The sequence below is a fragment of the Acinetobacter sp. CIP 102129 genome, from assembly GCF_000368305.1.
In the GTDB taxonomy this organism is placed as follows: domain Bacteria; phylum Pseudomonadota; class Gammaproteobacteria; order Pseudomonadales; family Moraxellaceae; genus Acinetobacter; species Acinetobacter parvus.
In genome coordinates this window covers 971407-997300 of sequence record NZ_KB849341.1, presented here as the reverse complement: position 1 = coordinate 997300, position 25894 = coordinate 971407, and the positions used below count along the sequence as shown (strand labels likewise).

Here is a 25894-nt window from a genome sequence, read left to right as displayed (position 1 = left end):
GAGAATCTTCCCGTAACCTAGCGTGTTGGCTTTTTAGTTTCCTGTTGCGCTTTCAACTGTTCCTGTAGCTCTGCAAGCCGAGCGTTCAGTAACTGAATTCGTTGTTCCTTACCACGTAATGCCAATTCTAACTGTGTTACGTTTCTTTGTAATGTAACGGTTTTTTCGCGTGCTGTCATAACTTTTAATGATAAATCTGCACTGGTTTTTTGTTGTTGTGTGTCTTTTTTCGCACTTCCAGTACTGGAATCTTGATTACTTTCAGCAATCAGGGTCATTTCCGCCTGTTGTAGGCGATATTTTGCTTTTCCTGCTGGCACACCATGCGCTGTTTGGGCTGCCATTTGATTTGTACTTGGGTTTTTGTGGCTTGGGACAGTGCCCAAATTGAAATTTAAATGAGCACCCTGTCTTAACCGATTGGCATTACCCCCAACAAAAGCATGTTCATTCTGCGCCTTGATCTGGTTCATGACTTTGTACACAGGTTGCTGGGTTTGTCCTGCAATTCTCTGTGCAATGCTCCATAGTGACTCATTACGTCTAACCAGATGTTGCTGTTGACTATTTTCACCTGATGCTGCGGATGGGGTGCTTTGGGGTGGTGGCTGTTTAATTGGCTGCTCTTTATTTTTTGCCTGATACTCAGCCATGGTATCCTGCTTTTTTTCCACAAGTTTATTTTCAGTATTTTGGATTGGTTTCTCAGCAGGAATATTTTCATTGGCTGGCTGGGCATTTGCCGCCTGAACAACCGCAGCCTGCTGAACTTCCTGCTTGATTGTTGGTGCAGGCGTTACTGGTGTTTGCTCGGCCACTGCTGTATTGGAAATAGGAGGCGGTGTTGGATTGTTTGCTGCCTGAACAACAGCCGCCTGTTGAACTTCCTGCTTGATTGTTGGAGTGGCTGGCTTTTGCGCAGTTGATAGTATTTTCGGTGTTGTTGCTTGTGTGTTGCTGGCTGCATGAATGGTGGTCGTCTGTTCTGCTTTAGCTGGGGGTGCAACCGAGATAGCTGTGACGACAGGCGCTTTGCTCTCTGGAATATTTAATGCAGGAGGAAGAGCAAAGGGTGCGTTTAGGAGTTTCTCCTGCTTTAGATTTGTTTGTTTTGAATTTGTTGCTGAATTTGCGTTGTAACGTGTACTTTCTGGTAGGTTCAGTGCAATATCTTTTTCACTGACAATGTATTTAGGCGCCAGCGTTTTTTCATTGCTGCTTTTGGCTGCTGCAATCTGGGTTTTTTTGCGTATTGGCTGTCTGATGTGTTTTAGGTGTGCTGCGCCATTTTCCTGAATTTTAATAATAATGTTCAGCTCGGCGTCGGTCATGGGTCTTGAAGAGGTAATGACAATCACCCCTTCACCCTTGTTGTTACGACGTGTAAAAAAATTAAGGGCGGCGGGTGGTTGGTGTATTGCACCGAGCATCATCAGGTCTTCTGGCGTTGCAAGGCTAACATCCAGTTTTGAATTGGCATCTGCCTGATGAAAGCTCATTTCGGCATAAAGCAACTCGCCTGGTGCGGACTGGATTTGCAATGGATCAAGTGTGATTGCATAAAGATGTTGCGAGGATAATATGGTTAAAATGGCAATTTTTAATTTGTTATAAATAGTCATCTTGATCCATGAAACAGTGATGTTTTAGTCAATTCAAAAGTATACATTACCGTGATGTAAATGAATTGTAAAATCTTCATCGGCAATCACAAGAAAAAAGCCGATCAACTGTGATCGGCTTTTGATTTTCATCTATTTTTTGCTTAGGCGTTCTTGTATTCCACTAAGATGCGCAGCATGCGGCGTAACGGTTCTGCCGCACCCCACAGCAGTTGGTCACCCACTGTAAATGCGCCTAGGTATTCTTTACCCATATTCAGCTTGCGCAGACGGCCCACTGGAACAGTTAAAGTACCTGTAACCGCCACAGGAGTCAGGTCAGTCATGGAGGCTTCGCGGGTATTTGGAACCACTTTTGCCCACTGGCTTGAATTGCGGATCATGTCCTCAATCTCGTCAAGTGGCACATCTTTTTTTAACTTCAAAGTAATGGCTTGAGAGTGACAACGCATTGCACCAATACGAACACAGTGGCCATCAATTGGAACGATTTGCTGGTTACCCAGGATTTTGTTGGTTTCGACCTGACCTTTCCATTCCTCTTTTGACTGGCCGCTTTCCAGTTGCTTGTCGATATAAGGAATTAGGGAACCTGCCAACGGCACGCCAAAGTTGGCTTTAGGGAAACCCTCACCACGTTGTAAATCGGCAATTTGACGGTCAATATCAAGGATGGCAGATTTTGGATCGTCCAGTAACGCTTTGGTGTTGTTATACAAATAACCCATGCCTGTGATGAGTTCACGCATGTTTTGCGCGCCCGCACCAGAAGCGGCCTGATAAGTCATTGAGGTTGCCCATTCCACCAAATTGTTCTGGAACAGTGAACCCAGGCCCATCAGCATTAGGGAAACGGTACAGTTGCCGCCAACGAATGTTTTAGTGCCATTCACCAAACCATCCTTGATCACGTTCAGGTTGACTGGATCAAGCACAATGATGGCATCATCCGCCATACGCAGGGTGGATGCGGCATCAATCCAGTAACCATCCCAGCCCTCAGCCTTAAGCTTTGGGAAAACTTCAGAGGTATAGTCACCGCCCTGGCAGGTTAAAATGACATCCATTTGCTTCAGGCTGTTAATGTCTGATGCATCCATAAGTGCTGGGGCAGTCTTACCACCAAATGCAGGTGCTTCACCACCTGCATTACTGGTAGAAAAATAGAATGGCTCAATGTGAGCAAAATCATTCTCTTCAACCATACGTTGCATCAGGACAGAACCAACCATCCCGCGCCAACCGACCAGACCTACTTTCATGTCATTGTGCCTCGGTATGTAAAAAACTTTATAAGGGGTTTGAGTGTATCAAAAGTGCCTGCAACTGCAAGCTTTACCTAAATAAAACCATAATTTTCTTGAGTGGAATAACTTGTTTGTATTAGATAGAAAATTGATAAGACCATAATATGATTAAGAAATCCATAATATCAGCAATGAAGTGTAATAAGAGTAGGGCAAAATGATAGCAATTGAGGTTTGTGCGGTGCTGGCGATCTGGTTGAGTGGATGGTCATTGATTCGACGGGATGAGTGGTGGTTTCGGGGGGCTGATTTTCCAAGATTACAGATTCTGTTCGTGGGGTTGGTTGCGCTTGCTGGCCTGCTTTTTATTAATGCAGAGTGGACATCCGTTAGGGAATTGCTGCTTTTGGGTGTGATTGCGGCGGTTGCCTACCAACTTAAGATGGTGCTGCCTTATACACCTGTCTGGAAAAAGCAGGTTTTGCATGTGCGTCAGGATCAACTGAATGTTGAGCAGCAAATCTCATTGCTGGTCGCCAATGTGCTGACGCCAAACCATAAATATCACCTGTTGCTGGAACAGATTAATCGTTTGCAGCCTGATGTGGTGCTGACACTGGAAACTGACCAGGTTTGGCAGGAAGCATTAAAACCGATTGAAGCGGATTATCCTTACCGCGTTGCAGTGCCTCAGGATAATTTGTATGGAATGCATCTATATAGCCGCTTGCCGTTAGCGGACACCGAAGTGAAATTCATCCTGAGTGATGAAACTCCATCCATCCATGCAACAATACGCCTGCGTTCGGGGCTAAGTGTGCAGTTGTACTGTCTGCATCCAAAGCCGCCAAGTCCCACAGAGGCAAAGGATTCCACCTTAAGGGATGCTGAACTCCTGATTGTGGGCGACCAGATCAAGGATATTGATGAGAGTTGTATTGTGATGGGTGACCTGAATGATGTGGCATGGTCAAGAACCACCCGCCTGTTCCAGCGGATCAGTGGTCTGCTTGACCCGCGTGTGGGGCGTTATTTTATGAATACCTTTCATGCGGATTATCCACTATTACGTTGGTCGCTGGACCATATTTTCCACAGTACAGACTTTGGTCTGGTTGAAATGAAGCGTTTGCCCCATATTGGTTCAGACCATTTTCCAATCTATGTGGTGCTGCAAACGGGACGGATATTTGAACAAAAGCAGCAAGAGCTGGAGCAGACAGAAAGTGATGAGGATGAGGCACAGCAGGCGATTCAGGAGGGTATAGCGAAAGCGGAGCAGGAGGGAAAAGTGGTGGTGGATGAACTTGCCCAGACTCATAAAAGTGTAATCATTAAGAATAAGCACTAAACGTTCATGTAAGCATTATCGTACAGTGATTTCAGTCCACAGCGAATAGTCATGGCCGCTTAAAAGATTTATTCTAAATACATCAGCACAGGGATGCAGGAAAGGATTTCCGATTAAGGATAGCAACGCTGAGATGGAAAAAGCATTATGGATATGATGCATGCTATGGAAGTAAAATAATAAAAAATATTGTGAAAGCACAGCCTCATTTGCCCGAGTTTTGCAGGATGCGAAACTCGGGTTTTAATTTTCTATTGAGCCACTTTCATTTTTTGCATTGGTTTTCCTGCTGTTGGCTGTTCTGGGGGTACTGTTTCATTTTCCTGTTGGGTTACAGGTATTTCCTCTTCACCCATTGAGTCCTCAGCTTCATCTGGTCTGGCGACATCCTCTGGATCCATGACTTTCTTCGGTTTGAAAACCTTATCTACGGGAAGTGTAATTTCCAGAGGTTGACATTGTGTCCAGCGTAAATCGTTGGCTGATGGCTGAATCCCATAGTTGGTGGCGGTATATTTTATTTTCCATCGGTCAGCATCTGTCGGTAGTTTGGCATCAAATTCGTAGATACGGGTTTCATAAGGGCCTAACACCTGAATGCTGTATTGGTCTGCTGTACATCTTAGATATTGATCAGGCTGTATATGAACATTGGTGAGTTCCGACCATACTTCAACCTGTCGGCATTGTGGTAGCTGTTCAAATATATAGTTTGGCGTGGTATTTCTCAGCTCAATCTGTAATGGTGTTGCCGCAAGCTCCTGTACAGTGCCTGACGGGATGGGTTGCTTGCTATCAGCATAGATAAATTGCATGGAGCGTTGTATGCCAAGACACTCATCTGCAACAGTCTCAGGGATGGTCATATAATATTCATAGCTATCTTCATCACCTTTACCATTGCCTGTCGCATCACTGCCTCCAGGTCTTGGTTTCTGCGTGCCTGAACCACTGCCCCCCAGACTGACATTGGCTGCCAGATAATGATAATCATCCCCACAGGCGGTCAAACCACTGGCCAAACTACAGAATAAAAGGACGAAGCCTAAATTTTTACCTGAATTCATTTTATCCACCCTTATAAACATAAGGCACTTGTAGATTTATTTTTCTATCGTACTGATAGACCCCAAAACGAAATTGATAATCCGCATCCTGTTTTTCCTGATCTTGTTCGCAGTAGTGAATGGCGGCATTGAGTAACTGTTTGGCCATGTCCTGCCATAGTTCAAGGCTAAGCTGGCGTAGCGCCTCAATCGACGACATGGTGAGTTTTTCCGCCAGTACAGCCTGTTCCAGATGGGTAAAGCTTTTGTTACTAATAAAGTTGTCAATACCCGCTGCAAGGTGATCACTTAAGTTTGCGGAGAACAAAGCCTTGCTTTCCTGCATCTGGTTGTCTGGTGTAAAGCTATTCTGTTGCAGCACCACCTCCTGCCCGACCTGTTGCACCACACCCAAACGTTGTAGTTCAAACAAAATTGAACGGGGGTGTTTCTCGGTTGAGATATGTCTGACCAGCGCCTCAAAACTGTTTTCCTCACCTGAGACTGGAATCTGGTGTGGCAATTCAAGGGCAATCCAGCGTGCAATCACACGTGCGGGAACACTAATGGCATAGGTTGCCTTAGCTGTTTCAGTGAGCTGGGTGGCTTGTTGCCGAAAGGCACTGACATCCTTGCGGTGCAGGCCAGAGAGCAGGCTGACAGCAGAGTCAGTTTTATTTTGCTTGATCTGGTCCAATTCAGCCAAGGCCTGTTCATAGAAAACGGGTTTCAGGGCAGCCACAAAATCGGTATAACCAATGCCTGAATGAATGAGCCAATGCGCAATGTGCTGCATCATTGGAACAATACTTTCCAAGGTGGTTTCTGCATCCTGAGGAATCACGCCTTGCGTATTTACAGAGGCCTGCTCTATAGGGGCGGTCATTTGGTCGGCTGGTTTTTCCATATCAAAATACCCTAAGCGGTTGATGCACTGAACCATGTAAGTGACTGGTTCCGATCACTAAAGAGAGGATGGGAATGTCTCGGCACCAGCATTGTCAATATTAAAATGAGTAAATGAGACACTGATGGACACATCTAAACTTTCCACACAGTGCCACCAACCCAATGGAATGAACAGCGCCTCTCCCTCATTCAGCACACATTCAATTCTGCTGCTCTGTGCAAATTCAGGAAAGGATTCTACGAGATTTGCGGCATAAGGATCAGCAATTTTACTGAACACCGCAACATCATTGTATAAATGGGCGACTTGCAGGGCTGGAATGAGGGTAATCTTTTTCCTGCCATAGACCTGAACCAGAACGTTATTGGTTAAGTCATGGTGCAGGGGGGTAAATGCACCCTTGGGGCCAAACCAGATAAAGCTGCGGTCTGTCAACTGGGTTTGGTCGGTATAGCCATGAAAATGCCCAATATCCCTAAATAGCTTGGTCAGACTGGATTGGCTGGCTTTGGCATTATTCGCCGTCATGTAAAAATTATTGGAATGATCGGTTTGGGTGACAAGGTCAACATAGTCCCGCATGGTCATTTTGGTTTTGTGTCGGATAGAGTTTCTTTCAAAGAGTGGGTCCTGTTCACGGTTAAACTGGACCTCAATTTCCTGATTGCCCACCACCTGCTGAAAATAGGCGGGTGACCAGTTTTTCAGTGCAGGCCAGTGATCAATCGCATGCGTCAGGATAACGGGTAAATTTCTGCTGTAATAATGCTGAATAAAAAAATCAAAAGACGGAACCTTAATACGTGCAATCTGTTGGTATTCAGGGTTGAGCCGAGCAAAGCGGTCTAAGGTATCTAATAGCCAATTTCTCTTTTTGACTAAAAAGTGCTGTTGCTGGGCAATCTGAAAGTAGGGGTCCTGTTTGAGTTGCAGCAATTCCTCAGAAATGGCCTTTTCACTCAGCCCTTGTACCTGAAGTGTTTGATAAATATCTTTTTGATGCTTTTTATCAAGAACTGCCTGAGCCAGCCATTTTTTTTGCTCAGTACTGAAATGGTCACTGAACTCAGCAGGGCTTGTTGTCCCATTCAACAGTTCCTGCGCTCCAGTAAAAGTTTCATCTGCCTCAAGTGTAATCAGGCCCTCACGCAGCAAAATATTGGCAAGCTCCACAGGGTTGCAGCCACGTTCAAAGTTTTCTTCCAGCCATGCACGCCATTCCTCTGGTAATGCATTGAATTGTCTTATTAAGTTTTGCTGAGCATCCATGGCTTTTGACCTATCAATACAATGATTTGACCTTTGGTTATTAATTTAAGCATAAAAATATTTGCACTCAAGCAAAAAAGTGTTAAATTTTCACAGACAATGTATGTGAAAATTTCACACAGAGGGCAACATGATGAAAAATATATGGACTCAACTTGTGCTTAGCATGACATGCGCAGCTTTGGTGGGATGTGGCGGAAGCTCATCTTCAAATAACACGCCAACCCCGACTCCAACACCGACGCCAACACCTACACCGACGCCAACACCTACACCGACGCCAACACCCACACCGACTCCGACTCCGACTGCCGTTGCAGACCGTTTTGTGGGAACATGGATGGCTGGGCAGGGGGCTTGTATCAATGGTTCTGGCTTAAAAATGAACATTGTTAAGATGGCTGACAATAGCGTCCGTTTTGTCAATGAAACGGTAAAATATGCGAATGCAAAAGACTGTACAGGTGAACTTTCCCCAAGCTACAAACAGCCAAGTGAGTTTAGTTTGGCGACTGAGATTGGGACAGCACAGACGGTACAAAGTTCCAGCTTTAATCAGGCACAATGGCAACTTGAAGTAGGGGGTAAGTTGGGGAGCAAACAGCCTATGGTGTTTGGCTTCAAAAATGCAGATCAGTTCTGTCTTGTGCCCACAGATCAGCCGAATGACATCCATGCCTATCTACAACAGGTTGACTTTAGTCGGGTGAATACCTGCTATACCCGTAGCGCAGCTTCATATAGCCAGCAAAAACCGCAGCAGGTTGTTGCAACCGCAAGTTATCGTTTCGGTGACAATCAAACGGCATGGGCAGATGTTCTGAACCAGTTGAATGACCAAGGTCGCCAGGGCTATGCCTTAATTACGCCGTCAGTTGCATTAAAAAATCCAGAGGGAAGTAACAGCATCTACAAAAACCTATATGTGAAAAATAACGCTTCACAGGATACCTACACCTATACCATCGCCGATGTCAGCACCAATATTGTGGCAAACCGCTATCTACTTTGGTTTGATGAACTGAAAAAGCAGGGCGCTTTGGGCTATCTCTACAAGCTGTCTTTTGGAGAAACCTCAAATAATACCCGTAAGTATTTATTTGTAAAAAATGACCAAAAACCAGCGACCTATAGTTATGAAAATCGCTTTATAACAGATACGACCAGAGCTAATATTCTGGCTGCGTTTAATGACATGGGGGCTAAAGGCTGCAAATTAATTGATGCGGGTTCAACCTATACCAATAATGGTACAAGTAATGGCACATTCTACGTGACTACCTGTGTCAATAGCAGCACCCATCATGGGACATATAGCTATCGTTATGTTCCACTCAATGGCGCAGATGTTGCTGCACGAGCAACGATTTTGAAAGAGCAGGCGGCAGAGGGCTATCGCCTGATTGATAAAGATAATAAAGCCAGTTTCGGTTTAACGGCATCAGGTTATCTGTTTGAGAAAGATAGCGAAAACACAGGTGCGGTTGAGTACAAGCTTTATGCCGAGGATGCGGCAGATAGTTCGGAAAGTGCTTATGGTGTGGAAAACCGTATTCAGGATCAGGGTAAATTGGGCTGGTTCTTTGCGACACGCTTAGGTATGGTATATACCAATACACCGAGTAATCATGATTTATCTACAGGTGTGGTTTTCCCTAAATAAATTATTTTTAATCAAAAAATCTGTGCTTTCGGGCACAGATTTTTTATGGCTAATAGATTTTTTCGTAGCCTTCAGCACGTGTTTTAAAACGGCGGTGGAACCACATCCATTGTGTTGGTGCAATACGAAGCTGGGCTTCAATAATCTTGTTCACGCGAACAGCATCAGCCACCTCATCTCCACTTGGCATATTTTCAACAACAGGTTCAAGTACAACTTTATATTGCGGATTCCGAATATCGCCATAACGATAAAAATACAGCGGAATAGCAACACATTTCGACATTTTGATGAGTCGACGATACGCTGTAACGGTAGCGGCAGGCACGCCAAAGAATGGTGCCATGACCCCTTGTTTTAAGCCAAAATCCTGATCGGGACTATACCAAACGGTAGCACCGGCTTTTAAGTGGCGAATTAAACCCCGCATATCATCATGATCAATTTGATGTTGATAAATCGTGGCACGGCAGCGATAAATCAACATATCTAACATTGGATTATTTTGAGGGCGATATACCACTTCAATAGGTAGATATTGCGCACACAAATAACCGCCTGCATCGAGTAAGGTACTGTGTGTCCCCAAACACAAGACACCTTTGCCAGTTGCTTTGACTTGAGTGAGATGTTCCAAACCTTCGATGCTATGTCGATCTTGAAACCATTTTGGGCAATACCATGCATTCAGCGTTTCAAATACGCCGAGCATCATATCCACAAAAACTTGTTTGGCTTGTTGTTCAACTTCGGCGGACGACCATTCAGGAAAACAAACCTCTAAATTCCTAAGTGTGGTGTTACGCCGAGATTTCAGTAATTTCCAAGATATCGTTGCTAAACCATGTGCCAGTCGCCATTGAATGGCCCAGGGCAAAATTGCCAAGAGCATAAGGAAGATGATGGCAACCCAGATTTTCCAATATTTAGGCAGTAAGAATTCCCATTGAAATTCTCCTGCGGTGTATTGTTTTCGCCCCATGTTTAGTTGCCCTTTGACAGGTTTTCTAACTCATCCCAACGTTCCAGTTTTTCCAGCAATAATTCCTCAATTTCTGCTAAACGTTGACTCGCTAAAGTTGCAGCATTAGCGTCAGAGACAAACCAAGAACCATCTGCAAGTTTTGCTGAAAGTTCGGCTTGTTCTTTTTCTAGCTTTTCCATCTCAGCAGGGAGTTGTTCTAACTCACGCTGATCTTTATAACTCAGCTTGACCTTTTTCGGTGCCGATGCTGCGGCAGCCGCTGCTTCGGCTTTGGCTTGTGCTTTTTTCACATCACTTTTCTGATCAACCACTTTCTGGTCAGGACGTTGTTCTAAGTAATCTTGATAGCCACCAATGTATTCATCAATATTACCTTTACCATCGAACACCCAAGTCGAAGTGACAACGTTATCCATAAAGGCACGGTCATGCGAAATCAGTAACAATGTGCCTTTATACTCAGACAGCATTTCTTCCAGCAGTTCAAGTGTCACCATATCCAGGTCGTTGGTCGGCTCATCCATCACAATCAGGTTTGAGGGTTTGAGCAATAGTTTTGCCAGTAAGATGCGATTTCTCTCACCACCAAACAGTGCCTTTACTGGGGTACGGGCACGTTCTGGTGAGAATAAAAAATCTTGTAAATAGCTATAGATATGGCGGCGGTTACCATTCACATCCACAAAATCAGAACCTTCAGACACGTTGGCCATCACCGTTTTTTCAAGGTCTAGCGCATTGCGTAACTGGTCAAAATAGGCGATTTCGAGCTGTGTACCTGTCTTGACTGAACCACCATGTTCGATTTCCCCTAAAATGGCCTTGATCAGGGTGGTTTTACCCACGCCATTGTCACCAACGAGACCAATACGGTCTCCACGCAACACGATTGCGGAGAAGTCCTTAATCAGTGGTTGTTCATTATAGCTAACACGTAGATGTTCAATTTCAAACACCAGCTTGCCTGAGCGATTGGCATCCTGAGTCGCCATGCTGACTTTGCCCTGTTGGGAACGACGTGCTTTTGATTCTTCACGTAAGGCTTTTAGGGCGCGGACACGTCCCTCGTTACGGGTGCGGCGTGCCTTGATGCCTTGACGAATCCAGGCTTCTTCCTCAGCAAGCTTTTTGTCAAATAAAGCATTTTGTTTTTCTTCTGCTTCCATTTGCTGAGCTTTGAGGTCGAGGTAACGTGAATAATTGCCCTCATAACCACGCAAAACGCCACGATCAAGCTCAACAATACGTGTTGCAATGCTGTCAACAAAGGAACGGTCATGTGAAATAAATAAAAGAGTTAGATTATTCTGGTCGAGCAGGAATTTCTCCAGCCATTCAATGCTTTCAACATCCAGATGGTTGGTTGGTTCGTCCAGCAATAACACATCAGGCTGGGTCAGTAGGGCACGGGCAAGCAAGACACGACGCTTACGCCCACCAGACAAGTCAGCCAGATCGGCATTTGGGTCTAGCCCCATTTTGCCCAAAATGGTATTGACCTTGTTTTCCAGTGCCCAGCCATCCAGTTGGTCGAGTTTGTGCTGGAGCATGCCCATACGGTCACAGGCTTCCATATCGCCTAATACACAGGCATCACTTGCTTCATGGTAGTCTTTGAGTACGGTTGCAGCTTCGCCTGCGCCATCAGCAACAATATCGGCCACTTTGCCTGAATCCATCGGCACGTCTTGGGCTAGCATGGAAACAGTTAAACCATTTTGAATCGAAACTTCACCTGTATCAGGTAATAGGCTTCCCTCAATCAGTTTTAATAAAGTAGACTTACCCTCGCCATTACGACCGATTAAACAGACTCGTTCGCCACGCTCCAGATTAAAGTTCGCGCCGTCGAGTAGGGCAGGTCCGCCAAATGCGAGATGGACATCCCTTAAAGTAATATAGGCCATAATGTTTCCTAAAAGCTCAGATGAGGTCTGAAATGACTAAACCAAAAAATTTTGATGATCACGCGTCATTTTCCGCACCCATTGAAGATTTGCAAGTGCGAATTGCATTTTTGGATGATTTAGTTGAGCAATTGAATCAACAGCTCGCCATTCAGACGCGTGAAATTGCTGATTTAAAAAAACAGATGCAGTTGTTGTACCAGCGTGTTGAGGCATCTGACTTGTCTGAGGGAATAGCCGCTTTTGATCCCATGAGTAATAAACCACCACATTATTAAAATATGATAGGTCATATGCAGAACATATTATTATTGGATATCGAAAACCAACCCAAAAAAGTTCGTGAATTAAACTTTCTATTAAAACAATACAGTCAAGTGATTTTGGTTTATGCAAATTCACATTTAAATATTGCACTAGATGATTTAATGGAACTCAGTCTTGCCATACAAGATAAACGCTTGCTCATCATTAAAATGCCTAAAACAGGTGCAAATTCTGCTGACTTTGGTTTGACATTCATAGCTGGGCGTTTGTCTGCTCAGTTAGATAAAGGAAGCTCAATTGATGTCATGTCAAATGATGCAGCGATGTCTTATGCAGTTGAGTTACTTGAACAAGTGGGAATTCAATCGGCACAACTCAAACAGCAATTAACTGAACCTAAGAAAATGGTTGAGGTAGCTGTCACAACGATTGAAACTAAAATCAACCCATTACAAGTGACTTTTGTAGATGATGCTATACATAAGGCTGTGCAACTTTTACTTAAAAATCAGCCCAAAAAGAGCAAATCGTTGCTGAAATCATTAATGTCCTGGTGTAGTTTAAATCAACAACAAGCTGAAGATATGTTACTTGATTTACAAAAATTACAGATGGTTTCAATCAAGCAGAATAAACTTGAATATCATCAAAAACAAATGAAAAAGTTTCTACAAGTCAATGGAACAAAAGCAGTAAGTGATGATGATAAAATGACAATGGCATATATTAAAGAACGTCCACATTTGATGCATATCAAGCAATACTGTGACTATTTATCCAAAGTCAACAATAACAAACCCTCAAAGTTAGAAACCTTATCTAATTCAATCAAGGCAGCATTGAAGTTTGAAAACCAAGCGCAAATTACACATATGCTAAATTTGCTGAAAAAGTATCAAATCGTTCAAATTCAGGAAAATAAACCTGTTTATTTACAAAATAATATCGACCTTTGGGCAATGCTAAAATAAATATAATGTGATCAACTTGCCTTTTAACTTAAACTTATGTAACGCTAATAAAAGGAAGTTTTAGGCGGCTATATGAGTAATATTGGAATTTGGATCACGGTTGCGATTGTACTGTTTGTACTTGGCTCTATTTTTGGCTTACGTGTCAGTCCACGGGAAAAGGCGCTTGGCATGATGCGTGAGCAGGCGCGTAAAATGGGGCTGCATCCACGTTTGATTGTGGCACCTGAATGGACAAAGATTCCAATGGCATCCGAAAAACGTGCCAGCATGGTGGCTTATTATAGTGTACTGATTCCAGATGCACGTTTGGCACTCATGCGCGCGCGCGTGGTGGATGGAAAACTTCAGGTGGTGCAGGGTGATCAGAAATTTAATGATTTACCCATTGCATTAAAAGGAGTTTATGCTATTGATATGCAAGCAAACTGTGTGGGGCTATATTGGGATGAAGAAACTGATTTAAGAGCCACTCAGCTTGAAGCAATGAAAGCATATTTACATGAATTAGCTCAGCGCTAATTATTTGATTAATTATAGGAAAAACGATTTATTATGGCGAATACTCCACGCTCTGCTTCCAAAAGCACAGCAGCTTCTAACTCTGCTGCAACTAAACGTGCCTTAGTGATTGTGGAGTCGCCTGCAAAAGCGAAAACCATTAATAAATATTTGGGTTCACAATTTATTGTCAGGTCATCGGTCGGTCATGTGCGTGACCTACCTACAGGTGGCGGTGCAAAATCGACTGAAAAGAAGCCTGCCACCCGTACCAAACTGACCGAAGCGGAAAAAGAACAAAAAGCACAATCTGCCCTGATCAACCGTATGGGTGTCGATCCAGAACATGACTGGATTGCCCATTATGAAATACTGCCTGGCAAGGAACATGTGGTTGCCGAACTAAAAAAACTCGCTAAAGATGCGGATGCCATCTATCTCGCAACGGACTTGGATAGGGAAGGAGAGGCAATTGCATGGCATCTACGGGAAGTGATCGGTGGTGATGATAGCCGTTACCATCGTGTGGTCTTTAACGAAATTACCAAGAATGCCATTCAGGAAGCATTTAAACAGCCAACACGTCTAGATTTAAACCGTGTCAACGCGCAACAGGCACGCCGTTTCCTTGACCGTGTGGTGGGCTTTATGGTATCGCCATTGCTGTGGGAGAAAATTGCCCGTGGTTTATCGGCAGGCCGTGTTCAATCGGTTGCGGTAAAACTGGTGGTAGAACGTGAACGTGAAATCCGTGCCTTTATCCCAGAAGAATATTGGCAGGTTTTTGCAGACACGCTATCAAAGAAAGAAGAAATTCGCTTAGAGGCGGTTAAGCAGGCAGGTAAAACGCTTAAACTCAAGAATAAAGCGGAAACGGATGCGTTGTTAAACGTATTAAAAGATGCCGAATATAAGGTCGCACTGCGTGAGGATAAACCGACCAAGGTCAATCCAAGTGCGCCATATATCACCTCGACCCTGCAACAGGCGGCCAGCACACGTTTAGGTTTTTCAGTGAAGAAAACCATGATGCTGGCGCAGCGTTTGTATGAGGGTGGTTTTATTACCTATATGCGTACTGACTCAACCTTTTTGAGTGATGATGCGGTGAATATGGTGCGTAACCATATCCAGCAAAATTTTGGTGAAAAATATATCCCAGCCAAACCAAATCGTTATGGTAACAAGGCGGGCGCACAAGAGGCGCATGAAGCAATCCGTCCATCGGATGTAGGATTGACAGGCGATAAACTTGCGGGCGTGGAGCGTGATGCACAACGTCTGTATGACTTGATCTGGCGACAATTTGTTGCCTGTCAGATGACCCCAGCAGAATACCTATCCTCAACCTTAACGGTTGAAGCGGCGAATGTTGAGTTAAAGGCAAAAGGCCGTACTTTGGTATTTGATGGTTTTACCCGTGTTCGTGGTGCCAATAAATCTGATGATGATATTTTATTACCTGCGGTAAAAGTGGGCGAAGTGCTTAAGTTGGAAAAACTTGACCCAAGCCAGCATTTTACCAAACCACCTGCACGTTTTACCGAAGCATCTTTGGTTAAGGAACTGGAAAAACGTAGTATTGGTCGTCCATCAACCTACGCCGCGATTATTTCCACCATTCAGGAACGTGGTTATGTAAAACTGGAAAATCGCCGTCTTTTTGCAGAAAAGATGGGTGAGATCGTGACTGACCGTTTGGATGAAAGTTTTAATAACCTGATGAATTATGCGTTTACCGCAGATTTGGAGGCGCAACTGGACCGTGTGGCGACAGGTGAGCGTAACTGGAAAGAATTACTGGATACATTCTATGGTGACTTTAAAAAGCGTTTGACTAATGCACAAGGTGAGAACGGTATGCGCCGTAATCAACCTATCGAAGTTGCCGATGTCTCTTGCCCTGAATGTTCTCGCCCAATGCAGGTTCGTACAGGCACAACAGGTGTATTCCTAGGATGTTCTGGTTATAACCTGCCACCAAAAGAACGTTGTAAAGGTACATTGAACTTAACGCCTGTCGAGTCTTTGGCGGCATTGTCTGATGATGATGGTGCTGAAACGGCCGACCTGATGTCAAAACATCGTTGCCCTAAATGCGGTACCGCGATGGACAGCTATGTGGTGGATGGCGGTCGTAAATTGCATGTCTGTGGTAACAATCCAGACTGTGATGGCTACGAAGTTGAAGAAGGTGAATTCAAGATAAAGGGTTATGATGGCCCAACCATTCCATGTGATAAGTGTGATGGTGAAATGCAGTTGAAAACAGGTCGATTTGGTCCATACTTCGCCTGCTCAAGCTGTGACAATACCCGTAAAGTGTTGAAGAATGGGCAGCCTGCGCCACCGCGTGTTGACCCAATCAAAATGGAACACCTACGCTCAACCAAACACGATGATTTCTTTGTGTTGCGTGATGGCGCGGCTGGTTTATTCCTTGCAGCAAGTAAATTTCCGAAAATTCGTGAGACCCGTGCACCGAAAGTGGCTGAACTGCGTAGTGTTGCTGATCAACTGGATGAAAAATATCAATTCCTCTTGCAAGCACCAGATGTTGATCCAGAAGGTAATCCAACGGTCGTGAAATTCAGCCGTAAGAATCAAGCACAATATGTAGGTTCTGAAACCGCTGAAGGCAAGCAAACCAAGTGGAGTCTGGTGTTCCAAGATGGGAAATGGGTAGAAGCTTAAACATTAAAGTTTAAAAAATGCTGGCGATTGCTGGCATTTTTTATTGAACAAATAAAAAGAAAAATTAATTTTGATTGGGGTGAAATGCATGTGGAAAAATATTCGAGTCGCTTGCTTACTACTGGTGTTATTGATTGTTGCAGTCAATGCTTGTCGTGATCAAAATCAGGATTGGAATCAGCCGATAAATATTCTTTTGCATCCGATCAACGCTGATGGTTTACCCTCTACCCAAAAATATATCCAGCAATTGCAGTTGGATGATTTCTATGAAGTCAAACATTATCTGGAAAAAAATAGCCAGCAATATCGAGGGCAAAGCAGTTACTTTATGATCGAGATTGGGCGGGAACTACAGCAAGCACCGCCGAAGATGTCTGAGCAGCCAAGTATTCTGAATAATATTCTATGGAGTCTAAAGTTTAGATTTTATGGATGGAGGCAGCATCAATCGATTGATGGTTCACCGAGTTTAACTTTATATCTGAATTTCTATGATCCGAAGCAAAATCGGGAACTCAAGCATTCAACTGCACTGGAACGCGGTCGGATTGGTTCAGTCAATTTATTTGCCTCAGCTAAACAGACACAGCAAAACAATGTGGTATTGGTACATGAGTTATTGCATGGTTTTGGCGCTACCGATAAATATAACTTAGCCAATGGTGAACCTATTTTCCCGATTGGCTATGCACAGGCAGATAAACAGCCGCTCTATCCACAAACCGAAGCTGAAATTATGGGCGGACGGATTCCATTGTCCGAACATAAAAGTAAAATGCCGAATGATTTGGAACAAACCGTGATCAGTGTACTGACTGCTCAGGAAATTGGCTGGATCAAGTAAATTGTGGATAAGTTTTGACTTATCCATATCTTGCAAAACAACAAGCTCAATAAAAAATTATGGAATAAAACACAGGTTTTTCAACATTTTGTTATGAATTCTCAACATGACTTATACAGAATTAGGTCTACAACACGCTCAATATATACATAGCACATTGATGATAAAAGAGTAAATCATGATGAAAACGGTGGGTAACGATCTGATTCGCAATCAGCTACACGCTGATCGTAAATGGTATCTGTTATTGGGTGTCTTGTTGGTTGTTTTCGGTTTGATTCTTTTAGCTGCTTTGCCATTCGCAACATTGTCTGCCGTACTGCTGTTCGGTGTATTGATGATGCTGGGTGGTATCCTGCATTTTGTTGCGGCATTTACGGTGTTTAAGGGCGGTACACGCTGGTTGTGGGCGTTGTTTGGTGTGTTGTATTTGGTGGCAGGTTACTTTGCCTTTACCACACCTGTGATAACCGCTGTTGTGTTGACCAGCTTTTTGGCAGTTGCCTTAATTATTGCGGGGATTATCCGTAGCGTAAACGCATTTATCCTGAGGCCGATTTCAGGCTGGGGATGGGTGTTGTTTTCAGGTGTATTAACACTTTTAACAGGTATCCTGATTTTATCATCACCTGATTCACCGTTCTGGGTATTGGGAATGTTCCTTGCAATTGATATTTTATTTCAGGGAATCAACTATCTGAGTTTTGCAGGAGCGATTAAGCAGTTACCCCATAGTTCAACCACAGTTTAATTCATGATTCATTTGACAAGTGAGAGCATGTGTCACACATGCTCTTTTTGTTTTGTAGCAGAAAATATCTCTCGTACTTTTAGTCTGTTAAAATAGCACTTCGCTTTTAATTGATTGCTTTTATGACGCTTGCCAAGCTAATTGATGAACTGAATCCACAACAAAAACGGGCTGCCACCGCAACAGCACAAAACTGTCTGGTGCTGGCAGGGGCAGGTTGTGGCAAGACCAAAACCATTGTGGCAAGGGCAGCGTATTTAATTGATCAAGGTTTGCCAGCGCAACAGGTCCAGATTCTGACCTTTACCCGTCGTGCAGCCAGTGAAATCGTGACCCGCGTTGAACAGCATATGGGCGCACAAGCCAAAGGGCTACGAGCTTCGACCTTTCATACCTTTTGTATGTATTTATTGCGCCGCAATCCTAAAGCCTTTGGTCTCACACAGTTTAGTATTATTGATCGGGATGATCAGTTGCTGATGTTTCGCCTGTTGCGCGGTAAGGATAAGGGCAATGTCTTACCCAAAGCGGCCGAATTGTGTGATCTCTATTCCTATGCTCGTAATACACAAACCAAGCTCTCTGATGCATTAATCACCCAGTTACCCCAAGCTATCGAATATAAAACACAAATTGCTGAATTGATGAAAGCCTACGAACAGCGTAAGCAGGAACGTAATTTTCTGGATTATGATGATATTCTGGCGATTGTGGCAGTACATTTGCAGAATTCACCTGAGTTGGTGAATTGGGTCACAGGCTTTTGTTCTGCACTGTTAGTCGATGAAATGCAGGACACCAACCCCCTGCAATGGGCCTTACTACAACCTTTGATTGGCAAGGTTAAGCTATTTTGTGTTGGGGATGATGCGCAGTCCATTTACGGCTTTCGTGGCGCTGACTTTGAAAATATTCATCACTTTAAAGAGCGTGTACCTGATGCTGAAGTGCTGACGCTGGAAGTGAATTATCGTTCCACACAAGGCATTCTGGATCTATCCAACTGGTTGCTGGGACAAAGTCCGATTGAGTATGGCAAACATTTACAGGCCTATCGTGGTCAAGGTTTAAAACCACAACTGCATATCTTGAGTAATGAGTTTGAAGAAGCCAACTGGATTGTTCAGGATTTAAATCAGCGACATCTGCAAGGTGCTGCTTGGGCTGAACACATGGTTCTGTTGCGTTCAGGATTTAGCGGTCGTTATCTTGAGGGAGCGTTAATTGCGGCAAATATTCCATATCGTTTTATTGGTGGAGTGAAGCTGCTTGAATCAGCGCATGTCAAAGACGTGTTGAGCTTGCTTCGCGTTAGTGTCAATCCACAGGATGATCTGGCCTGGATGCGTTTCCTGACGCTCTGGGATGGGGTGGGTGATGTCGGTGCCAGCAAATTGGCGCAGGAATTGATTCAATTACCTGATATTGAGGCACGCTGCCAGCGTTTGGAACGACATGGCAAAGTACCACAACAAGCGATTTTAATCTTGATGCAACTGGATGTATTGCAACAGCATGTCGAAGCCTGCATTGGACTGGCACTGGATGCCTTGAATGAACAGCTGGAAAATAATTATAAAACTAAAGACTGGACACGCCGTGTCAAAGACTTTGACCTAGTCAAACAACTGGCACGCAAGCACAGTTCGCTTGGAGAATTCCTTGAGGAATATGTACTTGATCCGATTTCAGTTTCAGAAATTGATAAAACTCCAGATCAGGACTTGGTGACATTGATTACCATCCATTCAGCCAAAGGGGCTGAACAAAAGGTCTGTTATGTGCCGCATGTCTCACCCACACAATACCCTCATGCACGGGCGCAGGGTGACTTTGATGATGTGGAGGAGGAACGTCGCGTTCTTTATGTGGCCTTAACCCGTGCAGAGAATGAGTTGATTTTGACCAAACAGAATTTAAATTTATGGTCACATGACCAGTATGATGAGCTGGGTAGAAAAATAGAAAGCTACTTCCTCAATGATTTACCTCAAGATTTAGTCGATGTGCAGATTCATCGGCAAATTCCGCAAAGTTTTGGACAATCACAGACTCGATATCGTGTTGCAAACAATTTAGGTTTTGGCATTGATTTCGATTAAACTACCCAGATTGATTTTTTGATTCGCCTATTTAAGCGTGAATCATCTTTTAGGTTTTAGCATGAAAATTTTAGTTCGTAATTTAGACCGTGGCGTGACCGATGCAGAAGTACTCGACTTATTTAAAGCCTATGGCGCAGTTGAATCCTGTGTGGTGGTCAAGGATTCTGCGACAGGTAAATCGAAAGGTTTCGGTTTTGTTGAAATGCCAAATCCACGTGAGGCGGTTAAAGCCATCAAAGGTTTAAATACTCTTCGAGTCAGAGGGATGGGAATTCGAGTTAAAGCTGCGGAAGATAAAGCTTAAATGTATGACTAAGCCCTACCTCGCACTTTCGATTGTTGCACCCTCTGGTCAACGCATTGCACAAGGTTTAAAAACATTAGAAGTTCGTTCTTGGCGACCAGATCAATTCCCATTAAAAGACCTTGTGATTGTTGAAAATCAGACCTATTTGAACAATGAGGGCGATGAAGAGCTAGGGGTATGTTGTGGCGCTGGTGGATTTCATTCTATTCACACATGGCAGGAAAATGAAGTTGATGCTGCCTGTGCCTCCTATTGAGCAGATGGATATTATGCCTGGGTGATCAGTAATCTTCGTCCATTATTACAGCCACTTGAAGTAAGGGCTAAAATAAAGCTTTATACTCTTGAATTGCATGAATGATCTGAAAGATCGCTTTTGTTTTTGGGATAATTCATTTTACAATCTGATTCACTCCTACCTGATTTATAGGTTATCGTTATGTCCCGTGTTGCCCGTTACCATGCTGATCGCACCAATCAAAAACTGTATTTTGCCCGACTCGCATGTCAACAAGCTGAGCAAACTGAACATATCCAACAGGCACAGGCCTATCGTGAAGCTGCGGTTTTCCATTTGCACGGGGCGATTCTAGCTTTTTTGCAGGAACTGGTGCGCTACTACCGCTTAAATGATTTACAGCCGACCTTTAAATCCATTGAGGAACACATGGCGGACAAGGGGCAGGTGTCGCCAGAAGTGCTTGTGTTGCAGCAACTGGCGAAAGATGGCTTTATTGCCGAATTAAAACGTGCTTACCGCATGTGTCAATACGCACCTGAGCCAACAGCACCAGAGCCTGAAAATGAGACCTCCTCAAACCTGATTATCAAGGTCACCCAAAGCCCACAGGCATGGCTGCCAGATGCGAAGATTCTGCGAGAGTGGCATCGTGAGTTAAGCCATTTAATTGATGGTTTTCGTAACGAGATGGTTGAGTTTTAGCCTGAATTGATCTTAGACTTGAAATCTGCGCAAACAGGACTCATATAGATAAGACGTGAGAGCGCAAAGTGCAAGGGTACTTTGCTACCATGTTGAAGCATGGAGAAAATATATGTCAATGCAACAGTTAAAAGAGTTATTCGGTAATCAGGAAGCGATACTGGAATTGGTTCAACTTGAAGGTGGCGAACTTGCTTTGCGTAATGCTGGTTCTGAACAGGAACCCTTGGTGAAGATACAGTTTAGTGATGAAGTTAAGGCAATTTTAGGTGAACAGACACCAATGGTTGCACAGCATATGATTCAGGCAGCCCTGTTTGGCCTGCTGGAAAAGCAGATGAATGAGTTGCAGGCTGAGATTGTGGATGAACAACCCACCCATTTCAGCTAACGCTGAATGTTAAAAAAGCGTACTTTGGGTACGCTTTTTTATTGTCCTGAAAATGCTTAATGTGCAGGGGATTGGTGTGCGATTTCAATCTGGTTCAAAATATGATGACTCATATTCTTTGCCATTTCTTCCTTGGCATAGAATACTTCACCCAGGTTTTCCTGCCGAATCACGGCAGCCTCTTCCTTGCTTTCAGCACAGATCAGCACCTGAATCTCAGGGTTAAGCTGTTTGGAAATATCAACAATACGGTGAATATCCAGAATATCCATTGGGGAAATGACTAGTAGGCGTGCATGCTGGATATGGGCCTGAATCAGCACATTGGGTTCAGTTGCCTCACCACTGACCGCAGCAATGCCTTGAGAACGCAGTTTTTCCACAATCTCACGGTTCTCTTCAGCAATCACCACCTTGATGTTTTGCTGTATCAGGTTTTCACTGATACGGCGACCTACGCCACCATAGCCAATAATCACCACCTGATCGCGTAAATAGGCTTGATCCACCTCATCTGGCAGCATGGCCAGTGGGTCAGCACTACGCTCTAATAACCGTGCCAAATGCGAGCGCTCACGAATCCAGCGTTGTACAGGCTCAATGGCTGAGAACACAAATGAGTTGAGGGTAATGGAGAACAGCGCACCCGCCAGAATCAGGTTCTGTGCATCAGGGGTGAGTAAACCTAGTGATAAGCCGAGTGTCGCAAGGATAAATGAAAACTCACCGATTTGCGCCAAACTGGCACCGACCGTTAATGCTGTATTGATCGGATAACGGAAGAATAAAACCAGTGCTATCGCAGCCAAAGTTTTACCCACCATAATAATGGCAATCACAGCCAAAATACGAAAAGGCTCTTCAATCAGGATACTTGGATCGAACAACATCCCAACTGAGACAAAGAATAAAATTGAGAAGATTTCACGTAATGGTAGGGTTTCCTCTTCTGCACGATGGCTAAAGTCGGACTCTTTCACCACCATACCCGCGAAGAAAGCGCCAAGTGCCATGGAAACGCCAAAAACTGCATAGGAACCGTAGGCAATTGAAACTGCGGCAGCAACCACGGTGAGTGTAAAGAGCTCACGGGAACCTAAACGGGCAACAAACTGCATGATCATTGGGACAAGACGTTTACCAATAATCAGCATAAATGCAATAAAGCCTGTGACTTTGAGTAGGGTAATGCCAATGGTCAGCCAGATACTTTGTGAGGTGTCTGTACCAGGCAAGGCGTGTCCGCCCAGTAACATGGCGGTTGCAGGTAAAAGAACCAGGGCGAGAACCATGACAAGGTCTTCAACCAACAGCCAGCCCACTGCGATTTTCCCATTGACCGAGTCGAGTAGCCCACGATCACCCAGTGCCTTGAGCAAGACCACGGTACTGGCACACGATAAACTTAAACCAAAGATGAGCGCTGAACCGAAGCTCCAACCCCAGTACATGGAAACACCGATACCAAGCAGGGTGGCAACCGCAATTTGTAGAATCGCACCAGGTAGGGCAATACGGCGCACCTGAAGTAAATCATTGAGGGAAAAATGCATTCCCACGCCAAACATCAAAAACATCACACCTAGCTCTGCGAGCTGGTTGGCGAGATGAATGTCACCGACGATACCTGGTGTATTTGGGCTAATGATAATGCCCGCAATTAAATAACCGATCAAAGGAGGTAGGCGTAAACGTGCTGCGATATAGCCAAAAATAAGAGCCATACCAAAGCCAACAGCAAGTAATATAATTAAATCAACATCATGTGGCATCGAAGCTCCTTAATCGTTGCGGTTAAGGTAGAAATAAATGAGCATAAAACATGCCAAGAAAACAGCGCATAAATTGTAACAAGTAAAATCGAATTTGTTGATGATAATTTTTTTAATGATCAAAAAAAATCATGTAACTCATTTCTTACTATTAATAGCATTTTTTAGGCAATAAAAAACGGCTTCAAAAGAAGCCGTTTTTTAAGAAAACTAAAATTATTTAATTTTAGCTTCTTTGAAGATTACGTGTTGACGGATTTTTGGATCAAATTTTTTGATTTCCATCTTTTCCGGCATAGTACGTTTATTTTTAGTTGTGGTATAGAAATAACCAGTACCAGCTGTAGAAACGAGACGAATCTTATCACGCATTGCTCAGACTCCTTAGATCTTTTGACCTTGAGCACGGAGATCAGCAACAACTTTCTCGATACCCAATTTATCAATAATACGCATACCTTTAGTGGTTAAGCGAAGACGTACAAAACGTTTTTCGCTTTCTAACCAAAAGCGGTGGTGGTGCAGGTTCGGCTCGAACCGGCGTTTGGTTTTGTTGTTTGCGTGCGATACGTTGTTACCAACGATTGGACGCTTGCCGGTAACTTGGCAAACCTTAGACATGGTGAACTCCATTGCTAGTTCATACAGCACGGTTTCGTGCAACTAGCCATTCAAGTAAACGGATGAAATCATTCAAGGGGCGTTTTATACCAAAAATACGATTAAAAGACAAGCGAATTTGGTAAAAACACGGCATGATCTCGTGTAATAGATCATGCCTTGATCAGCTTAACGAAATAGGGTTTTCAAAAGCAGTTTGTGTGCTGCTTTATTGTACGGCGGCAAAATAAATTTGAGGCTGTACAGTTTTGGACTGACTGGATTAGACATCACTGAGCGTTCATGTGAGAAGCTGAAAAAACCTTCCTTGCCGTGGTATTTACCCATACCCGATGCACCTATACCACCAAATGGTAGATCATCTTGCGCTACATGAGTGAGGGTTTGGTTAATACCAAAATGTCCAGAATGGGTGCGTCCTGCAACATAATCAGCACGAGCCATATCAATATCAAAATAATAGAACGCCAATGGACGTGGTCGACTATTGATAAATTGAAGTGCATCTTCAATATGTTCATATTCTAGAATAGGAAGAATTGGACCAAAGATCTCATTTTTCATAATTTCCATTTCTGTGGTTACACCTGTGAGTAACGTTGGTGCAATTTTACGAACTTCAGTTAAAGATTCTTTCTTGCTGTTTAACTCGATGATCGTCGCACCTTGATCACGTGCATCTTCTAAATAGCCTTGAAGACGATTGTATTGTTTGTCATTGACAATAGAGGTATAGTCCTTGTTGTCACGCAGTGTTGGGTACATGGTGTTCACAAAATCCTGATAGTGTTTGGTGAATTCTGCCGTTTTGCCTTTAGGTAGGAATATGTAATCAGGTGCAACGCAAGTTTGACCTGCATTCCAAAGTTTACCTACCGCAATACGTTGTGCCACATCACGAATATTCATTGCCGAATGTACAAGAGCAGGCGATTTTCCACCTAGTTCCAGAATTACAGGAACAAGGTTCTGTGAAGCGGCAGCCATCACGGTTTTGCCGACAGACGTTGAACCTGTGAAAATTAATTTATCAAATGCTAAATGACTAAAGGCATCTGAAATCGCGCCACCACCATTGATAACACTCACAAGTTCCTGAGGGAATGCTTCAGAAAGGGCATTTTCAAGCACATAACCGAAGTTTGATGATGCACTTGAAATCTTGATCATGGCATGGTTACCCGCAGCCAATGCACAGATCAGTGGGCCAACTGAAAGCAGCAGTGGATAGTTCCACGGTGCAATAATGCCGATCACACCTAATGGCTGATACTGTACCCAGCCTTTTGCAGGTTGGTGTAACATGCTGATGTGGCGCTTAGAGGGCTGCATCCATTCAGTCAGGTTCTTGCTATAGTACTTGATATGTTCTAAACAGGTAAGAACTTCACCAATCTTGGTTTCCATAATGGCACGGTTGCCATAATCCTGACTGATTGCGTTCGCAAATTGATCTTGATATTTTACCAAGATGTTTTTAAGTCGGGCTAAGCGTTCAATACGTTCTTTGGCGCTTGGTACAGGATGGCGTTGGTAGGCTGCTTGCTGCTGCTCAAGCAAATCATGTAACCGTTGCACATCGACACAAGGTGTCATCGCGGTTGTTTTTGTTTGACTGTTCATAGGAGTAGACCAAAAAAAGCTTATTATTTTTTAATTTTTAGAGTAAATACTCTAAAGTGTCAAGTCGCTTTATAGGTTTGTTTTATAACCTATTGATAATG

General features: G+C 43.8%; 23 protein-coding genes and 1 pseudogene. 13 read left to right on the top strand and 11 right to left on the bottom strand.

What is annotated here, in order from left to right:
* Positions 1-17: 17 nt before the first annotated feature.
* Together F973_RS12795 and asd are read right to left on the bottom strand one after the other, a co-directional pair.
* Positions 18-1622, bottom strand: a complete 1605-nt coding sequence (locus F973_RS12795; protein WP_004762178.1) for a type IV pilus assembly protein FimV — start codon at positions 1620-1622, stop codon at positions 18-20.
* Positions 1623-1765: 143 nt separating this feature from the next.
* The gene (gene asd, locus F973_RS12790) at positions 1766-2884 is read right to left on the bottom strand and encodes an aspartate-semialdehyde dehydrogenase (RefSeq protein WP_004674561.1); all 1119 of its coding nucleotides are present in this window, start codon (positions 2882-2884) and stop codon (positions 1766-1768) included.
* Between the two features lie 202 nt (positions 2885-3086).
* Between asd and F973_RS12785 the strand changes: the two genes are divergently transcribed.
* A complete protein-coding gene (locus tag F973_RS12785) occupies positions 3087-4220 on the top strand; it encodes an endonuclease/exonuclease/phosphatase family protein (RefSeq protein ID WP_004674563.1) in 1134 nt (377 codons plus the stop codon).
* 251 nt (positions 4221-4471) lie between these two features.
* Here the strand turns inward: F973_RS12785 and F973_RS12780 are convergent, their stop codons facing one another.
* Genes F973_RS12780 through F973_RS12770 form a run of 3 tightly spaced genes read right to left on the bottom strand, consistent with a single transcriptional unit; the run spans position 4472 to position 7445 of the window.
* Complete coding sequence (locus F973_RS12780) at positions 4472-5287, bottom strand: hypothetical protein (protein WP_004762177.1); 816 nt, start codon at positions 5285-5287, stop codon at positions 4472-4474.
* A 1-nt stretch (position 5288) separates the two neighbouring features.
* Complete coding sequence (locus tag F973_RS12775; protein WP_004762176.1) at positions 5289-6173, bottom strand: DUF6502 family protein; 885 nt, start codon at positions 6171-6173, stop codon at positions 5289-5291.
* Positions 6174-6230: 57 nt separating this feature from the next.
* Entirely contained in the window at positions 6231-7445 is a 1215-nt protein-coding gene (locus F973_RS12770) for a cupin-like domain-containing protein (RefSeq protein WP_004762175.1), read from the bottom strand.
* Between the two features lie 130 nt (positions 7446-7575).
* On the opposite strand from F973_RS12770, the gene F973_RS12765 reads away from it, so the two are divergent.
* Complete coding sequence (locus tag F973_RS12765) at positions 7576-9108, top strand: PT dipeptide repeat lipoprotein (RefSeq protein ID WP_004762174.1); 1533 nt, start codon at positions 7576-7578, stop codon at positions 9106-9108.
* A gap of 49 nt (positions 9109-9157) precedes the next feature.
* Here the strand turns inward: F973_RS12765 and F973_RS12760 are convergent, their stop codons facing one another.
* Complete coding sequence (locus F973_RS12760; protein WP_004762173.1) at positions 9158-10090, bottom strand: LpxL/LpxP family acyltransferase; 933 nt, start codon at positions 10088-10090, stop codon at positions 9158-9160.
* Between the two features lie 2 nt (positions 10091-10092).
* Complete coding sequence (locus F973_RS12755; protein WP_004762172.1) at positions 10093-12000, bottom strand: ATP-binding cassette domain-containing protein; 1908 nt, start codon at positions 11998-12000, stop codon at positions 10093-10095.
* 32 nt (positions 12001-12032) lie between these two features.
* Here F973_RS12755 and F973_RS12750 point away from each other — a divergent pair, with 32 nt between their 5' ends.
* The 11 genes and pseudogenes from F973_RS12750 (at position 12033) to F973_RS12700 (ending at position 21777) form a co-directional block, all read left to right on the top strand.
* Positions 12033-12278, top strand: a complete 246-nt coding sequence (locus F973_RS12750) for a SlyX family protein (protein ID WP_004674576.1) — start codon at positions 12033-12035, stop codon at positions 12276-12278.
* Between the two features lie 3 nt (positions 12279-12281).
* Positions 12282-13238, top strand: a complete 957-nt coding sequence (locus tag F973_RS12745) for a PIN domain-containing protein (protein WP_322782733.1) — start codon at positions 12282-12284, stop codon at positions 13236-13238.
* 72 nt (positions 13239-13310) lie between these two features.
* Entirely contained in the window at positions 13311-13760 is a 450-nt protein-coding gene (locus tag F973_RS12740) for a hypothetical protein (protein WP_004680560.1), read from the top strand.
* Between the two features lie 33 nt (positions 13761-13793).
* Positions 13794-16433, top strand: a complete 2640-nt coding sequence (gene topA, locus F973_RS12735; protein WP_004762171.1) for a type I DNA topoisomerase — start codon at positions 13794-13796, stop codon at positions 16431-16433.
* Positions 16434-16521: 88 nt separating this feature from the next.
* On the top strand, positions 16522-17280 hold the full coding sequence (locus F973_RS12730; protein ID WP_004762170.1) for a hypothetical protein: 759 nt from the start codon (positions 16522-16524) through the stop codon (positions 17278-17280).
* A gap of 178 nt (positions 17281-17458) precedes the next feature.
* Positions 17459-18031 carry an HdeD family acid-resistance protein gene (locus F973_RS12725; protein WP_004674586.1) on the top strand — a complete coding sequence of 191 codons (573 nt, stop codon included), beginning with the start codon at positions 17459-17461 and terminating at the stop codon, positions 18029-18031.
* Between the two features lie 122 nt (positions 18032-18153).
* A complete protein-coding gene (locus F973_RS12720; RefSeq protein WP_004762169.1) occupies positions 18154-20133 on the top strand; it encodes an ATP-dependent helicase in 1980 nt (659 codons plus the stop codon).
* Positions 20134-20194: 61 nt separating this feature from the next.
* Complete coding sequence (locus tag F973_RS12715; RefSeq protein WP_004762168.1) at positions 20195-20440, top strand: RNA recognition motif domain-containing protein; 246 nt, start codon at positions 20195-20197, stop codon at positions 20438-20440.
* A gap of 4 nt (positions 20441-20444) precedes the next feature.
* Positions 20445-20804, top strand: a pseudogene (locus tag F973_RS12710) (ASCH domain-containing protein).
* 78 nt (positions 20805-20882) lie between these two features.
* Positions 20883-21386 (top strand): DUF6586 family protein, encoded by a 504-nt coding sequence (locus F973_RS12705; protein ID WP_004674592.1) that lies wholly within the window; start codon positions 20883-20885, stop codon positions 21384-21386.
* A gap of 112 nt (positions 21387-21498) precedes the next feature.
* On the top strand, positions 21499-21777 hold the full coding sequence (locus F973_RS12700) for a hypothetical protein (RefSeq protein ID WP_004674593.1): 279 nt from the start codon (positions 21499-21501) through the stop codon (positions 21775-21777).
* A gap of 56 nt (positions 21778-21833) precedes the next feature.
* Here the strand turns inward: F973_RS12700 and F973_RS12695 are convergent, their stop codons facing one another.
* The 4 genes from F973_RS12695 to F973_RS12680 all read right to left on the bottom strand — a co-directional run bounded on the left by F973_RS12695 (position 21834) and on the right by F973_RS12680 (position 25793).
* A complete protein-coding gene (locus tag F973_RS12695; RefSeq protein WP_004762166.1) occupies positions 21834-23549 on the bottom strand; it encodes a cation:proton antiporter in 1716 nt (571 codons plus the stop codon).
* Between the two features lie 216 nt (positions 23550-23765).
* On the bottom strand, positions 23766-23921 hold the full coding sequence (gene rpmG / locus F973_RS12690; protein ID WP_003654787.1) for a 50S ribosomal protein L33: 156 nt from the start codon (positions 23919-23921) through the stop codon (positions 23766-23768).
* 12 nt (positions 23922-23933) lie between these two features.
* Positions 23934-24170, bottom strand: coding sequence for a 50S ribosomal protein L28 (gene rpmB, locus F973_RS12685; protein ID WP_004649871.1), 237 nt, complete (start codon positions 24168-24170; stop codon positions 23934-23936).
* Positions 24171-24338: 168 nt separating this feature from the next.
* Positions 24339-25793: a coniferyl aldehyde dehydrogenase gene (locus F973_RS12680; RefSeq protein ID WP_004762164.1), complete on the bottom strand. Its 1455-nt coding sequence runs from the start codon at positions 25791-25793 to the stop codon at positions 24339-24341.
* Positions 25794-25894 lie beyond the last annotated feature (101 nt).